This is a genomic window from Rubrivirga halophila, assembly GCF_046845755.1.
Taxonomy (GTDB): domain Bacteria; phylum Bacteroidota; class Rhodothermia; order Rhodothermales; family Rubricoccaceae; genus Rubrivirga.
Genome location: NZ_CP177357.1, coordinates 585,103 through 599,731, shown reverse-complemented (window position 1 = coordinate 599,731; position 14,629 = coordinate 585,103). Strand labels below are relative to the sequence as shown.

Genomic DNA, 14,629 nt, shown 5'->3' with positions numbered 1-14,629 from the left:
GGCGCCAGGGGGCCTGCCAGCGCGGTGGAGAGGGCTCCCACCTCATCCCCGCGGACGCCTCGCCACCCGGCGGGGCGTCATTCGTTGGGAGCGCCGCGCCGGATCGGGGGGGCGCTTGTGCGGCGCGGCCGGGGATGACGACCTTGACGGCCCGTTCACGCCCGAACGCTCTCCCCGCTCCCCCGCTCATGCGCGTCCTCTCGACCAACGTCTACGTCGGCCCGAACCTCTACGCCCGGTTCCCGGTCATCCGCCACACCATCGACCTGGGGCCGCTGGAGGACTACCCGACGCGCAAGCTGGGCGACTTTGCCGAGCGGCTCGTCGAGGCGCTCCCGGGGCTGCAGGAGCATGGGTGCTCGTACCGCACGGCCGGCGGCTTTATCCGCCGCATGACCGAGGACGAGGGCACGTGGCTGGGCCACGTCTGGGAGCACGTCGCGCTCGAGCTCCAGAGCATCGCCGGCCACGACGTCACGTTCGGCAAGACGCGCTCGACCGGCCGCGCGCGCGGCGAGTACGACATGGTGTTCGAGTACCAGCAGCGCGAGGTGGGGCTGGAGGCGTCCGAGCTGGCGCGACGCCTGATCCTGCGGCTGCTGCCCGACGACGTGCAAGCGATGCTCGACGAGGAGAAGGAGGCCGACTACGACTGGGAGGAGGAGCGCGACGCCTTTATCCGGGGCGCCCAGCGCTACGCCTACGGCCCGAGCACGCAGTCGCTCATCGACGCCGCCGTCGAGCGCGACATCCCGTGGATCCGGCTCAACCGCTACTCGCTCGTCCAACTCGGCCACGGCAAGTACCAGGACCGCATCCAGGCGACCGTCACCGGCCAGACCACCCACATCGCCGTCGAGATCGCCTCGGACAAGGAGGACACCCGGTCGCTGTTGGAGTCGCTCGGCCTGCCGGTCCCCCAGCAAGCCCTGGTCTACGGGCCGACCGACGCCGTCCGCGCCGCGCGCCGGATCGGGTACCCGGTCGTCACCAAGCCGCTCAACGCCAACCACGGGCGCGGCGTCTCGATCCGGCTGACGACCGACGAGGCCGTCGAGAAGGGGTTCGACCACGCGAGCCAGCACGGGTCCAGCTCGGGCGTCCTTGTCGAGAGCTTCGTGTCCGGGTTCGACCACCGGATGCTGGTCGTCGACGGGCACCTGGTGGCCGTGGCCAAGCGCGTGCCCGGCCACGTCGTCGGCGACGGCGAGCACACCATCGAGCAGCTCGTCGAGATCGTCAACGAGGACCCGCGCCGCGGCGTCGGCCACGAGAAGGTGCTCACGCGGCTGGCGTTCGACGCCCAGGCCGAGCGGCTGCTCGCGAAGGCGGGCTACGGGCCGGAGACGGTCCTGCCCGCCGGCGAGACGTTCTACCTCCGCTCGACGGCCAACTTGTCGACCGGCGGGACGGCCATCGACCTGACCGACGTGTGCCACCCCGACAACCGCGACATGGCCCAGCGCGCCGTCCGCGCCGTCGGCCTCGACGTCGGCGGCGTCGACTTTTTGAGCGACGACATCACCCAGAGCTGGCGCGAGGTCGGCGGGGCGATCGTCGAGGTGAATGCGGCGCCGGGCTTCCGGATGCACGTGGCGCCGTCGGAGGGCACGCCGCGCGACGTGGCCGGGCCGGTGATGGACATGCTGTTCCCGCCGGGCACGCCGTCGCGGATCCCCGTCGCGATCGTGACCGGCACGAACGGGAAGACCACGACGACGCGGATGGTGGCCAACATCCTGCAGATGGCCGCGATGGTCCCCGGCATGACCTCGACCGACGGCGTCTTCGTCGACGGGCGGCTGTCGGTCAAGGGCGACATGACGGGCCCGGTCGGGGCCAAGACCGTCCTGCGCGACCCGGCCGTCGAGGCGGCCGTCCTCGAGGTCGCGCGCGGCGGGCTCGTCCGCTCCGGGCTCGGCGTGCGCCGCTGCGACGTGGCCGCGTGCCTCAACGTGTCGTCGGACCACCTCGGGCTCGGCCGGATCGACACGCTCGACCAGCTGGCCGAGATCAAGCGGATCCCGATCGAGGTCGCCACCGACACCGTCGTGCTCAACGCCGACGACCCGCGCGTGCTCGCGATGGCCGAGCACACCGACGCCGACCACATCTGCTACGTGACGCTCGACGCCGAGCACGAGCTCGTCCGCGAGCACGTCCGCCAGGGCGGCCGGGCCGTCGTCCTCGAGCGCGGCATCGCCGGCGAGATGATCACGATCCACGACGGCGGCCGCCACCTCCCCCTGGTCTGGACCCACCTGCTCCCCGCGACGATCGACGGGAAGGCGACGCACAACGTCCAGAACGCCATGTTCGCGGCCGGCATCGCGTACGCGCTCGGCAACGGCCCGACCGAGCTCACGCTCGACCAGATCCGCCACGGGCTCCAGACCTTCACGACGAGCTTCTACGAGGCGCCCGGCCGGCTCAACGTCCACGACGGCCACCCCTTCCGCGTCATCCTGGACTACGCCCACAACCCGGCGGCCGTCGAGGCCATGGCCGGGCTCGTGGACCGGCTCGACGTGCGCGGGCGCCGCATCCTGGCGCTCGCGGCGCCCGGCGACCGCCGCGACCAGGACGTCGAGGCGATGGCGCAGGCCGCCGCCGGCCACTTCGACCACTACGTCTGCAAACGCGACGACCGCCTGCGCGGCCGCGAGCCGGGCGAGATCCCCGAGCTGCTCCGGGCCGCGCTCGCCGGCGCCGGCGTCGCCGACGACGCCATCACCGTCATCCCCGACGAGGCCGAGGCCGTGGACCACGCGCTCGGGCTGGCGGAGCCCGGCGACCTGGTCGTCGTGTTCGGCGACCAGATCGAGCGGTGCTGGGACCAGATCGTCCACTTTGGGGAGCCCTCGGGCGACGGGCAGGCCTCGGCCGAGCCCGCCGCGATGACCTCCCCGATCTCGCCCCCGACGCACTCCGACGACGACGGCGCCAGCGACGACGCGCCCGGCGACAGCCCGGTGACGGCGCCCGTCGAACTCGGCGAGACGTTCGAGGTCGGCGGCCACCGCGTCGTCCGCGACCGCCGCGGCGTCCGGATCACCTCGGACGAGGAGGCGGATTGACGCGGGTGAAGGGCCACGGGTAATGGGTGATGGGCGGTTGCCCACCACCAATCGCGCGGCATCCGCGGTGCCACGCTCACCTTTTCCCGTACTCGGCACGACTCCGGCGACGTGTCGTCGGGCCGCCGTCTGGCCCCGGCGCCGTCTGCTCATCACTCATCACCCTTCACCCGATGTCCCCCCTCGACAGCCGCCGCCAGACGGGCGCGGGCTACTTGCTCGACGGCCCCGGCGCCGCGCTCGACGCGCGCGTGCCCGAGCCCCAGCGCGCCGCCGCCGCCGACGCCTGGCGCCGCCACGCCCGCGCCCTGTGCGACGCGCTCGGCTGGGCCGACGCGCCGCTCGTGGTCCGCGAGTTTCCGCGTGGCCTGTCGCTCGCGCTCGGCGCGCCGGTCGACCGGCTGTACACGGCGACCGACCTCAACGAGGCCGCCTGGGACGCCGCCCGCGCCGAGGTGACGGGCGCGCCGCCCGAAGCCAGGAGCGCCGTGGTTGCCCGCCTGCGCGCCAGCGCCGCCGACGAGGCCGACCCTCCGTTGGCGGCGCTCATCGCCGAGGCCGAGCGCCGCGCCGTACCCCTCGTCTGGGACGACGACGCGATCACCGTCGGACTCGGGGCGCGGGGCCAGACGTTTGCGCCCGACGCCCTCCCGGACCCCGCCGCCGTCGACTGGGACGCCGTCGCGGCGATTCCGACCGCGCTCGTCACCGGCACGAATGGGAAGTCGACCACGACGCGGATCCTGGCCGGGATGGGCCGCGCCGCCGGCCACACCGTCGGGTTCTCGACGACCGACGCCGTCACCGTCGGCGACGAGGTCGTCGAGCGCGGCGACTTTTCGGGGCCCCTCGGCGCGCGCGCCGTGATGCGGGACGAGCGCGTCACAATGGCCGTCTGCGAGTCGGCCCGGGGCGGGCTGCTGCGGCGCGGCGTGCCGGTCCCGATCGTCACCGCCGCCGCCCTCACGAACGTCGCGGCCGACCACCTGGGCGACTACGGCGTCGAGACCGTCGCGGCGCTGGCGGACGCCAAGCTGGTCGTGGCCAAGGCGCTGATGGCGGGCGGCACGCTCGTGGCCCCGGCCGACGAGCCCGAGGCGACCGCCGCCGTCCTCCGCCAGCGCGACGCCCTGCTGGCGCGCGGCGTCCGCCTCGCGTGGACCGCACTCGACCCCGGCGCCGACGCGCCCGACGGCCTCGCGGCGACGGTCCGCGACGGGCAGATCGCGCTTCGTGGGGACGACGGCTGGCGCGCCGTCTGCCCGGTCGACGCCATTCCCGCCGCGCTCGGCGGGGCCGCCCGGCACGTGGTCCGCAACGCCCTGACGGCGTCGGCGCTCGCGGCCGCGCTCGGGCTCTCCGACGACGCCATTGCGGCCGGCCTGCGCACCTTCAAGAGCGACGAGACCGACAACCCCGGCCGCGCCAACCGCTTCAGGGTCGGCGGTGCGACGGTCGTGGTCGACTACGCCCACAACGCGCACGGGCTGGCGGCCATCGCCGACCTGGCAGCGCACTGGGACGCCGACCGTCGCGTCGTGCTGTTCGGCAGCGCCGGCGACCGCTCCGACGATGACCTCGCCGCCATGGCCGACGGGCTCGTCCGCTTGCGGCCCGACCGCGTCGTCTTGGTCGACATCCCGGGCTATCTGCGAGGCCGGGAGCGCGGCGACGTCCCCGCCCTGCTGCGACGCTTTCTCACCGAGCGCGGCGTCCCGGCCGACGCCTGCACCGTCCTCGCCGACCCCATCGCAGGCACCCGCGACATCCTCGACCGACTCGCGCCCGGCGACCTCGCGATTCTGCTCGCGCTCGCCCAGCGCGACCGCGTGCTGGACCTCGTCCGTGAGGCCGAGGCGTCCCGCCGCTAGCGAGCGGCCTCTCCGACGGCCTCGCGAGGCTCCAGCGACGGCCCCCAGAACGCCTCCGCGCGAGCGCCCCCCGTGCACACACCTTGGTCGGCCTCTCCGTCCGCTCTCCGTCCGGCGTCGCCCGCCCTCCGGTAGCTTGCGCGCCCCCCGGACCGCCGTGCTGACCCTCCTCCTCAACGCCGACCTCTACGCGCCCGCCCCGCTCGGGCGGCGCCACGTGCTCGTCGCCGGCGGCCGCGTCGTCGCCATCACCCAAGACCGGCCCGAGATCGCAGGCGTCCCGGTCGACGTGGTCGACCTGGAGGGCCGGCGCCTAATCCCCGGCTTGGTCGACGCCCACGTCCACGTGACCGGCGGGGGCGGGGAGGCGGGGCCCGAGACGGCGGCGCCCGCGCCCGCCCTCAGCGCCTACACGCTCGCGGGCGTTACGTCCGTCGTCGGCCTGCTCGGCACCGACGACACCACGCGCACGACGGCCGGGCTGCTCCGCCAGGTCTACGGCCTGCGCCGCGAGGGGCTCAGCGCCTGGGCCTGGACCGGCGGCTACCACCTCCCGCCGACCACGCTCACCGGCTCGGTCCGCACCGACATCGCGACCGTCGAGCCGATCGTCGGCTTCGGCGAGCTGGCGCTCTCCGACCACCGCTCGTCCCAGCCGACACTCGACGAGGTCGCCCGAGTCGCCGCCGACTGCCACGTGGGCGGGCTGATGACCGGCAAGGCCGGCGTGCTCCACCTCCACCTCGGCGACGGCGCGCGCGGCCTCGCGATGCTCCGCCAGATCCTGGCCGAGACCGAGATCCCCGCCCGCACGCTCCACCCCACGCACGTCAACCGCCGGTCCGGCCTGTTCGACGAGGCGCTCGCGCTCGCGGCCGACCGCGGCGTCACCATCGACGTGACCGCCTTCCCGCCCGCGTTCGCCACCGATGACGAGGTCTCGGCTGCCGACGCGCTCGTCCGCGCCTTCGACGCCGACGTCCCCGTCACCGTCTCGTCCGACGGCGGCGGCTGCCTCCCCCACTTCCGCGACGGCGTCCTGCAGCGGATGGATTTCGCCACGTCCGGCGCCCTCGCCGACCTGCTGGCGACGGTCCTCGACCGCGGCGTCCCGCTCGACGCCGCCCTCGCCCCGTTCACGGCGACGCCCGCCCGCTACCTCCGCCTGCCCGGCAAGGGCACGATCGCCGTCGGCGCCGACGCCGACCTCGTCGTGCTCGGCGACGACGACGGCCCCGCCGACGTGATGGCGCGCGGCGCCTGGCACGTCCGCGACGGCCGCCCGGTCCGCCGGGGCACCTTTGAGAAAGGAGAAGAGGGCTGACGAGTCGACGAGAAGAGGACGCCTCCCGGTGACGCCTCTCCTCGCTCTCTCCTCCCCTCCTCTTCTCTTCCCTTCCCCCCTCCTCCCCCATGCCCTCCCCCCTCACCGACACGCCGCGCGGCGCCATCATCCCGATCGGCGGCGCCGAGGCCAAGACCGGCACGCGCGAGGTGCTCGCCCGCGTGCTCGCGCTCGCCGGCGGCCCCGAGGCCCGCATCGTCGTCGTGCCGACCGCCAGCGAGCTCCCCGACACCGGCGACCGCTACGCCAAGCTCTTCACCGAGCTCGGCGCCGGCCACGTCGACGTGCTCACCATCACCGAGCGCGAGCACGCCCGCGTCCCCGCCGTCGTCGAGAACGTCCAGCGCGCCACGGGCCTCTTCATGACCGGCGGCAACCAGCTCCGCCTGTCGACCATCCTGGGCGGCACGCCCCTCGCGCAGGCCATCCGCCGCGCGAACGCCGCCGGCGCCGTCGTGGCCGGGACCTCGGCCGGCGCCGCCGTCATCCCCGAGCACATGATCGCGTCCGGCCGCACCGGCCCCACGCCGACGACCGAGAAGGTCGTGCTCGCGCCCGGCCTCGGCCTCACCAACCGGCTCGTCATCGACCAGCACTTCCGCCAGCGCGACCGCCTGGGCCGGCTCCTGACCGCCGTCTCGTTCAACCCCTTCGCGACGGGCGTCGGCATCGACGAGGACACCGCCCTCGTGCTCGGCCCCGACGACGTGTTCGAGGTCATCGGCTCCGGGACCGTCACCGTCGTCGACCCGTCCGAGCTGGCGTACTCGTCGATGGACTCCGCGCGCGACGGCGAGCCGGTCTCGCTCATCGGCCTGCGCGTCCACGTGCTCGCGGCCGGCTGCACGTACGACACCGAGGCCAAGACGGCCTTCGCCCCGCCCCGCGTCCCGTTTTTGGACGAGGACGAGGACCCCGTCCCCGACGACGCGTAGCCTGCGGGCCTACCCCTCTAGCCGCCATGGGCCCCACCGCCCTCGTCGCCAGCATCCTGGGCGCCGTGATGCTCGTGCTCGCCGCCGTCCTCGGCTGGGTCGTCTTCCGAGGTGGGCCCAAGCCGTAGCGTTCGGCTGAGCGCTCCCGACAACGTCATCCCCGCGAAGGCGGGGATCCAGAGTACGCGCACCACCGCCCACAACGGTCGCCGGAGTGCCGGACAGTCGCACGCTCGCGCCCCATTCAACCGGCCCCGCTGACTCACCCCACCGCCGGCACCACGCGGCGGCGGTACACGTCGGACGCCCCCCACGCGAGCAAGAAGTAGTAGCCCGACAGTTCGTACGGCTCCCAGTTCTCGAGCCCGCGGATCCCGACCGCGAGGGTCGCCACGGCGAAGCCCAGGGCCGCAAGCAGGACGAAGGTGGCTTTCGACATCGGGACCTCGGGCGGGATGGATCCCGACCTACGACGGAAGCGGTCGGCGGTTGCAACGCCGGCAGGGCTGGGTCAACCGGCCGCGTGGGAGGCACGTGCAAACGTGGTCCAATAGCTCGCGCCGTCCGGGCCGAGCAGGTCCGCCACGGTGCGGAAGAACCGGCTGTGCGGCGTCGTCTCGTCGGCCTGCTCCACGGCGTCGGCCAGCTTGATCCAGAGCACCTCGTCGAACTCCGCACGGGTCATGTTCATCGGCTCGCCGGTGAACCGGTCGTCGAGCAGGGGGCGTCCCTCGTCCACGCTCCGCTGAAGGGAGTCGTAGCTCATCGCGCAGTAGCGGTACGCCAGCCGCTCGGCCTCGGAGCCAATGAGGGCGCGGACGTCGTCACGCTGGGAGAGCGGGACCGACTGGCGGGGGAAGCCTTCGGTCCCGTAGACGGAATGGAAAAGACCCGCCCGTGAGACGTGCTCCGGGAGGTTCAGTCGGGCGAGCTCCCGGTAGGTCCCCACGAGGTGCGAGAGCAGATCGTCGTGGGTGTGCTGGACGTCGGCGAGGCCGATCCCGTCGAGGTAGCTGCGGAGCCTGTCGAGATCGTGCGTCATGGTCTGCCGCAGTCGGGAGGCGGCCGAACAGTTGCCCGCTTGCTCTGTTGAGAAGCTCTCGATCAACGTCATCCCGAGCTTGCGAGGGATCTCAACGCGAGGCTCATCGCCTGCGGAACCGCTAGTCGAAGGCTCGGGCGATGGCGCTGAGATCCTTCGCTTCGCTCAGGATGACGGGGAGCTTCTCAACAGAGCATTGCCCGCTGAGCGGCTCGGGGCGACAGGCGGGAAGGGAGGGCGAGAAACGTAGAGGCCGGCGCCCGGTCGAGGCAAGAGCGCTCGGTGTCCGCTTGCAGCCGCGGGTTCTGCGTTGCTGGAGCATCGGAACGCCGCCGCGTTGATATGGAATTAGGGGCCGGTCGGACTGTCCCTCCCGATGAAGCGCCCATTCCCATGCAAGAACTCGATCGCGCGCGACACGTTGCGCCGAACACTCTCGTCCGTCTTCAGATGGGAGAGGTACCGGACGATCTCCTTCCTACGGGAGGGCGGCAGACCGTCGTACACCCGTCGGGCAGCGTCGTCCTTTTCCAGAGCCGTTACCCACAGGGGGTGAGGCTCTATCGTACGGTCACTCGGATCGAACGCGATGGACAGAGCGAGGCGCTCGCCGACGCGCCGGGGGGAGTCGGGGAGCATCGTCATGTTCACGTAGAGCCGCCACGCGCCCTTGAACCTGACGAGTGTCTGTTGGAAAGGCGCCCTGTTGACGAAGCCTCTAATCGGGATCGGCCCCTTCGTTCTGCCCGCCCGCTCGAACAACGCTTCCAATATGTCTTGCGGCACGAACACAAAGGGGTTGCCTGCCACGATCTCTAGGTCCGCGCTAAAATTGTGCATTGCTTGTCCCTGGGGCAGAACGTCCAATGGGAGACGCAGAACAGAGGGCCGCTCAACCGCGAAGGACTGAGGGCACGGTGACGGGACGAAGCGAAAGTAGCGCTGGCGTTCGGACGAGCCGAGGACGCTGGCGCCCCGGGTAGGCCTACAGCGGCGGGTTCTACCGCCCTTGGCACGAGTAGTCCCCGATCAACTATCCGGAGGTAAACCGCTCCTGGTCGTAGCCTCCTACAAGAAACTCGAAGAAAGGCTCGCCCTGCTGATACACGGGGATCTGGACACGAACCATGCCTGACGATGCGAGACGCTGGCGGAAGCGGGCTTGGTTGCGTAGGAATATCGTTTCTGTGCTATTGTCTGCCGGGCCTACAGCGCGCCAGGACTGAGGTGATCCGTCGTCGAAGCGGATTCTGATAGTGCAGTCCTCGTACGACCTGCACAGAATCTGACCTCGTTCAATTTTTACTATCACGTCCCGGCCGTACGTCGGGTGGTCACGGATCATGAGAGTTCCATGCTGGGACCCCTCATATGGAAATCCGAACGATACCGTATTCTCCGATCTGATGGTCGCGGTCCGAGTTACTTCCCCGGTCATGGCATCCTCGCTAGTTGAGTAGCTCCACTTTCTAGCAAGTCTCTGGCGTTCCGCCTCTTCCGCCTGCAGTTGGCGCTCCGCCGCGGCGGCCTCGGCATACCGTTCCGCGAAAGCCGCAGCAGTATCCGCCTCGGGCGTGCCCGGTGTGCGGGCGATGATTGCCTCCGCAGCCTCAACGACGGCAGTAGGATCTTCAGACCCCTCAGCCTCTTGTAGCTCAGTCAGCAGTCCCGCTACTTCGAGACTGTCCTGTTGTGCTTGTTCCATAGCCGAACTACTAGGCCCGGACTCAGCGCAGGCGAGGAGTACGGCTAGAACAGTGAGAACGGGCAGTAGAATTCCTCGCATTGATGGGCTATGGGTGTACAGGAGGGCGACCTCGTCCGCGCCGCAAATCTACACGGACTGAACTGGGCTTGTTTACATGGCCGCCAGTGGTCGTGGGCTGTAGAACAGCGGGCCGCTCAGCCGCGAACGGCTCACGGCTGTTAGCGTGAACGAGGCAACATAGACTGCCAAGCCCGAACGAGCCAATAGGGCTGAGGCCGTTCGTCGGCCTGCAGCGGCGGGTTCTGCGGCCTGTTCTCCATCGTACTAAGCTCCTACTACAGACCTGCCGGTGCTGGAGCGGGGAGCCTGTTCCAAGCCTCGATCCGCGTGCACGCCTCCGCCAACTTCTCGGCCAAGTCGTACTGGGCGTCGAGGTGCTCGCGTTCAATGTAGGGCCGAACCTTTTCAGCGAAGCGGACCTTGCTCCGGGCGTAAGCATCGCCGAGCTTCGGCCGCAGCCTGTTTAAGTACTTCTCGTACGGCTCGAACCGATACTTGGTATTGTCTGCATTCTTTAAGTCGCCGTAGGCTCCCACGACGGCCTCTCGGGGGACGTAGTGCTCGATCTCGCGGGCCTTCGTGATCCACACCATCCCGCCCGTCTCTTCGACCTCGGCCCGGACCCGCTTCTTGGCTTCGTTAAGCGGGGCGGCGAGGTAGGTCTTGTCGCTGTCGATGAGCACGATAGCGTTCCGGTTCACCCGGAGGATCTCGACGGCCTCCGCCTCCTCTGATGGTTCCTCGCCCGAGAGGTGGGCGAGGAGGGCCCCGCCGTAGAACACGCACTGGTAATGAGCCCCCTCCCGGAGGCTTCCCCCGGACCACAACTCAACCCAGCGGTTGAAGTACATCCGGTCCGTCGGCCCCTCGACCCAGACGATCCCATTCGCCTGGAGGAGGTCGCTTGCGCGGACGTCGAGGTCGTCGAGCACGCCCCGCCGGCCCGTGTGCGTGAGGACGGTAGCGGCCCGGGCTCGCTCCCCGTCGTGCGTGACGTGTACGATCTGGGCCTCGGGGTCGTCGGCAAACAGGTCTACGACGACGGACGAGTGCGTCGTGAGGAAGAATCGGCACCCGTGCTCTAGAGCGACCTCGCGGAGATACAAGAAGAGTCGCCGTTGGAGGGCCGGGTGGAGGTTGTTCTCTAGTTCCTCGAAGGCGAAGACGAACTGGGAGAGGGGACGCGGTTTCCTCGGGTCGGAGATGGCAGGGACGAGGTGGATGAAAGCTAAGACGAGGAGCACCGTCTGAAGCCCGCTCCCGGAACGGGACAGGGCGACGGTCCCCTTACGGTCCTCAACTAAGAACACCTCCCACTCCCCTGTACTCAGCCTCCGGGTGACGATCTCGGCGAAGCTGGCGTCGGGCTCGAAGATCCGGTTCAGGTCGTCGAGGATCTTCGATTTGACGAGTTCCCTGGGCTTATCGGCGTCGTTGGCGAAGTGCTGAATGAGGTTCGTTGCCCCGTCGCCCGTCTCCGAGAGGTCAATGGTCTCCTGGTCCTTTTCCGGTTTCAGTCGCCGCTCGGCCCCCAACCGTTTGAAGACTGAGCCTTCTAGTGGGTTGAAGTAGAGCTTCCTGTAGTTCTCGTTCTTGATCTTGCCAGTTATCTCTTGAACACCGGTATTGTATCTAACGTAGTTTTTAGTAACTTCAGGAATATCACCCTCAATCTCGATATGGTTGAGGCCGTCGTTGCTTACAACGTGTCTGTCAAGCCAAAACCCATTGAACTCAGACCAACGCTGAGGATGCTGAGATGTGTAGTCAGGTATAACCCCCTTATTGTTGTTGTGAAGTAGCTCCTCCCGTATCGGCTGCTTCAATCGAACCAAGGGAGGGGATCCCGGATCAGACTTTGCTTCCAGGCGGGACCCCTTCCGCCCCGCGCAGGCGACTTCCACCAGATCGAGGAGAGTGGACTTACCCGAGTTGTTCCTCCCGATGACGACGTTGATCGGGTAGACGGCCTCAAAGCCTCCGGCATCTTGGCCAAAGCACTGGTAACCACTCACCGAGAGGGACAGGGTGCGGAGCACATTGTCTCTTCGCTCTTCAGGCGTCATCTCAGCAGGTGGAGGGCCGCATAACCACTACTTCTGCGGCGGGGAGAGTCACCACGTGGAGTGACCGGTTGGCAAATGTAGGGACAGTCTCCCCATGAAGTGACTCATGGGCTAGCCCGGAGCCGAGCCCATCGACACTGCGCTCGCGCAAAAAAATCTGCGCCCCGAGGTTAGATCCCGCCATCTCGCGGGTCTATGTAGGCAGACCGTCGCCGACGCCATGCCCCCGCGTCCCCTCTGCCCGCCTCGGCCCCGCCGCCGCCCGAGGCCGACCGCGCCGGCCGCGCGGTGCGCCCAGACGCGCTCGCGATCTGCCACAATGTCGACGCCGTGTATCCAGAAATGGACACGGTGCACCCAGACGCCCCCGCGATCTGCCAAGATGTCAGCGCGGTGCGCCCAGACGCCGTTACAACGCGCCCAGACGTGCTCTCGGTGGCCCCAGACGCCTCCTCGGCGCGCCCAGATGCTCTCCCGACGCCTCCAGGCGCGCCCGCGAAGCCCGCCGCGGCTACCGATCGCGCTCCAGCCCGCTAACCCACCCACCACGCCATCGCTGCCCTTCCACCCTCTCCCCCGCTCACGATGACCCGCTACATCCGCAACCGGCTCCGCATGCTCCGCGCCACCGTCGCCCACTTCGACGAGCACCCCGACGCCTGGAGCGCCAAGCCCCCCGTCGTCCGCGCCCTCGCCCCCATCCGCGACGCCCACGCCACGCTCGAAGCCGCCGCGACGGCCCAGGCCGAGGGCGACACGACGGGCCTCACCGAGGACAAGGGCGACGCCCGCGACGACGCCACCACGGGCCTCGTCACCCTCGGCAAGCGCGTCACCGCCTACGCCGTCGAGATCGGCGACGACGACCTCCGCGCCGCCCTCGACCACTCCCGCTCCGACTGGGACCGCTTCCCCGACGACGTCTTCTACGCCCAGGCCCGCCGCGCCCTCAACCGGGCCGAGCCCCTCCTGACGGCGCTCACCGAGTTCGAGGTCACCGCCGAGCAGCTCACCGCCGTTCGCGCCGACCTCGCCGAGTTCGTCCGCATCGCCGGGCTCCGCGACACGACCGACGCCAGCGGCACCGCGGCCACCGAGGACCTCGACACCGTCTACTCCAACGCCGTCAAGCCCCTCAAGCAGCTCGACCGCGTCGTCGACGCGCTCGTCGCCGACCCCGCCTTCGTCGCCCAGTACCACGTCGTCCGACGCATCCCCGGCGACTGAGCGGGGCGCGGGCCCCGCCGGGCGCTAGTTCGCCATCGACATCCGGACGGCGCGGTCGTTCAGGGGCTGGAGCGGGCGGTACCGCGAGCCGCGCGCGTCGGCGAACGCGGCGATCTGGTCGGCCGACATCTCGATCGGCTCGCCGAGCACCAGCCAGCGGACGCCCTCGGTGCAGGGCGGGGTCGTGAGCGACCCGTCGTACGTGAAGTAGTCGCGGTCGTCGGGGAGAACGTCGGCCAGGGCCTCGACCTGGGCGCCCTCGCCGGCCTCGCTCGCCGCCCCCGGCGCTCCGGCCGCCGCCACGACCGACGCCAGCGCGTCGTTCTCGTCGCCCTCCTCGACCATCACGCCCACGACGGCCAGGCCGCCCTCGGCGTCGCGGTGCACAAAGTGGAGCTCCAGGGGGTAGCGCTCGCCGTCGAGCGTGTGCTCGCTGGGGGTGTGCGGGTGGAACTGGAGCAGGCTGTAGTCATCGTCGCCCAGCCGGACGCGCTGGTCACCGTTCGGCGTCGCGAGATAGCCGTGGTCGGTCACCTGCACGTCGAGCATGGCCGCGCCGTAGTCCACCTCGAGCGACGGCAGGTCGGCCGCCGCGGCCGACGTGCTCGTGAGGGCCACCGGCGACTGCTCGCGGCCCGCCGCGCATGCCGCGTTGTCGAGCGACATCGCCGCCCAGTCGTCCGGGCCCGATCCGGCCTCGTACGACCAGTGCCGCTCCTCGTCGGCCACGGGGGAGGCCGCCTCGCTCGGGGCGTCGGAGGAGTCGGCGCAGGCCGACAACGACACGAGCAGGACGGGGACGGCGAGAGCGGAGAGCAACTTCAAAACGACGGGGGGACAGACAGGAAGGGCAACGACGGACCTACGGGGGAGTGGGACCCGGGCTCCGAGGACCTCCAGACTCCGGGGATGCCCTAGAGGTCACCGCGGACGGCACCCCTCAGGCCGCGCCCGATTCGCCCCCTCGCACGGAGCGCACCGGCACCGGGGTCGTAGATCCAGCCCTCTCCTCTCCCGCCATGTCCTTCGCTGGCATCCTCTACGTCCTCCTGGGCCTCGCCTCGTTCGGCCTGGTCGTCTTTCTCGCCGTCGCCGCCTCCAAGCGCCGGACCCCGCCGCCGGGCGGAGGCGGCTCCCCGGACCCGCCCTTGCCGACGCCCTCTACCCCGCGTCCGGCCCCCGAGCGCCGCGAGCCCACCGCCACGCCGGTCGGCCGAGACTGACGGCCGCGCGCAGCCACCCCTGGCGCAAGCCATAGGCAGCGCAAGCCTCCCTACGACGTCCCCTCTCCCCTCGGG

The 14,629-nt window shown here is 70.4% G+C and carries 12 protein-coding genes; 6 read left to right on the top strand and 6 right to left on the bottom strand.

Annotated features, from left to right (window positions below):
- Positions 1-188: 188 nt before the first annotated feature.
- The 4 genes from cphA to ACLIRP_RS02480 all read left to right on the top strand — a co-directional run bounded on the left by cphA (position 189) and on the right by ACLIRP_RS02480 (position 7,228).
- A complete protein-coding gene (gene cphA / locus ACLIRP_RS02495) occupies positions 189-3,077 on the top strand; it encodes a cyanophycin synthetase (protein ID WP_412062379.1) in 2,889 nt (962 codons plus the stop codon).
- A 173-nt stretch (positions 3,078-3,250) separates the two neighbouring features.
- Positions 3,251-4,948, top strand: coding sequence for a Mur ligase family protein (locus ACLIRP_RS02490; protein WP_412062378.1), 1,698 nt, complete (start codon positions 3,251-3,253; stop codon positions 4,946-4,948).
- A gap of 157 nt (positions 4,949-5,105) precedes the next feature.
- A complete protein-coding gene (gene iadA / locus ACLIRP_RS02485) occupies positions 5,106-6,272 on the top strand; it encodes a beta-aspartyl-peptidase (RefSeq protein ID WP_412062377.1) in 1,167 nt (388 codons plus the stop codon).
- A gap of 89 nt (positions 6,273-6,361) precedes the next feature.
- Complete coding sequence (locus tag ACLIRP_RS02480; RefSeq protein WP_412062376.1) at positions 6,362-7,228, top strand: cyanophycinase; 867 nt, start codon at positions 6,362-6,364, stop codon at positions 7,226-7,228.
- 262 nt (positions 7,229-7,490) lie between these two features.
- Here ACLIRP_RS02480 and ACLIRP_RS02475 read toward each other — a convergent pair whose 3' ends face one another.
- From ACLIRP_RS02475 to ACLIRP_RS02455, 5 genes are all read right to left on the bottom strand, one after another.
- Positions 7,491-7,667, bottom strand: a complete 177-nt coding sequence (locus ACLIRP_RS02475) for a hypothetical protein (RefSeq protein ID WP_412062375.1) — start codon at positions 7,665-7,667, stop codon at positions 7,491-7,493.
- Between the two features lie 72 nt (positions 7,668-7,739).
- Positions 7,740-8,270: a DUF6817 domain-containing protein gene (locus ACLIRP_RS02470; RefSeq protein ID WP_412062374.1), complete on the bottom strand. Its 531-nt coding sequence runs from the start codon at positions 8,268-8,270 to the stop codon at positions 7,740-7,742.
- 348 nt (positions 8,271-8,618) lie between these two features.
- On the bottom strand, positions 8,619-9,110 hold the full coding sequence (locus tag ACLIRP_RS02465; protein ID WP_412062373.1) for a YdeI/OmpD-associated family protein: 492 nt from the start codon (positions 9,108-9,110) through the stop codon (positions 8,619-8,621).
- A gap of 193 nt (positions 9,111-9,303) precedes the next feature.
- Positions 9,304-9,975 (bottom strand): hypothetical protein, encoded by a 672-nt coding sequence (locus ACLIRP_RS02460; protein ID WP_412062372.1) that lies wholly within the window; start codon positions 9,973-9,975, stop codon positions 9,304-9,306.
- A 338-nt stretch (positions 9,976-10,313) separates the two neighbouring features.
- The gene (locus tag ACLIRP_RS02455; RefSeq protein ID WP_412062371.1) at positions 10,314-12,077 is read right to left on the bottom strand and encodes an ATP-dependent nuclease; all 1,764 of its coding nucleotides are present in this window, start codon (positions 12,075-12,077) and stop codon (positions 10,314-10,316) included.
- Between the two features lie 612 nt (positions 12,078-12,689).
- Between ACLIRP_RS02455 and ACLIRP_RS02450 the strand changes: the two genes are divergently transcribed.
- Positions 12,690-13,331 (top strand): hypothetical protein, encoded by a 642-nt coding sequence (locus ACLIRP_RS02450; protein WP_412062370.1) that lies wholly within the window; start codon positions 12,690-12,692, stop codon positions 13,329-13,331.
- A 24-nt stretch (positions 13,332-13,355) separates the two neighbouring features.
- Here ACLIRP_RS02450 and ACLIRP_RS02445 read toward each other — a convergent pair whose 3' ends face one another.
- A complete protein-coding gene (locus tag ACLIRP_RS02445; RefSeq protein ID WP_412062369.1) occupies positions 13,356-14,150 on the bottom strand; it encodes a carbonic anhydrase in 795 nt (264 codons plus the stop codon).
- A 200-nt stretch (positions 14,151-14,350) separates the two neighbouring features.
- On the opposite strand from ACLIRP_RS02445, the gene ACLIRP_RS02440 reads away from it, so the two are divergent.
- Entirely contained in the window at positions 14,351-14,554 is a 204-nt protein-coding gene (locus ACLIRP_RS02440) for a hypothetical protein (RefSeq protein ID WP_412062368.1), read from the top strand.
- Positions 14,555-14,629: the final 75 nt, after the last annotated feature.

Excerpts from the sequence above, each read along its gene's own strand:
- ACLIRP_RS02460 (WP_412062372.1), bottom strand. The coding sequence starts at position 9,975 with ATGGAACAAGCACAACAGGACAGTCTCGAAGTAGCGGGACTGCTGACT.
- ACLIRP_RS02440 (WP_412062368.1), top strand. The coding sequence starts at position 14,351 with ATGTCCTTCGCTGGCATCCTCTACGTCCTCCTGGGCCTCGCCTCGTTC.
- ACLIRP_RS02480 (WP_412062376.1), top strand. The coding sequence starts at position 6,362 with ATGCCCTCCCCCCTCACCGACACGCCGCGCGGCGCCATCATCCCGATC.
- ACLIRP_RS02470 (WP_412062374.1), bottom strand. The coding sequence starts at position 8,270 with ATGACGCACGATCTCGACAGGCTCCGCAGCTACCTCGACGGGATCGGC.
- ACLIRP_RS02450 (WP_412062370.1), top strand. The coding sequence starts at position 12,690 with ATGACCCGCTACATCCGCAACCGGCTCCGCATGCTCCGCGCCACCGTC.
- cphA (WP_412062379.1), top strand. The coding sequence starts at position 189 with ATGCGCGTCCTCTCGACCAACGTCTACGTCGGCCCGAACCTCTACGCC.
- ACLIRP_RS02475 (WP_412062375.1), bottom strand. The coding sequence starts at position 7,667 with ATGTCGAAAGCCACCTTCGTCCTGCTTGCGGCCCTGGGCTTCGCCGTG.
- ACLIRP_RS02490 (WP_412062378.1), top strand. The coding sequence starts at position 3,251 with ATGTCCCCCCTCGACAGCCGCCGCCAGACGGGCGCGGGCTACTTGCTC.
- ACLIRP_RS02465 (WP_412062373.1), bottom strand. The coding sequence starts at position 9,110 with ATGCACAATTTTAGCGCGGACCTAGAGATCGTGGCAGGCAACCCCTTT.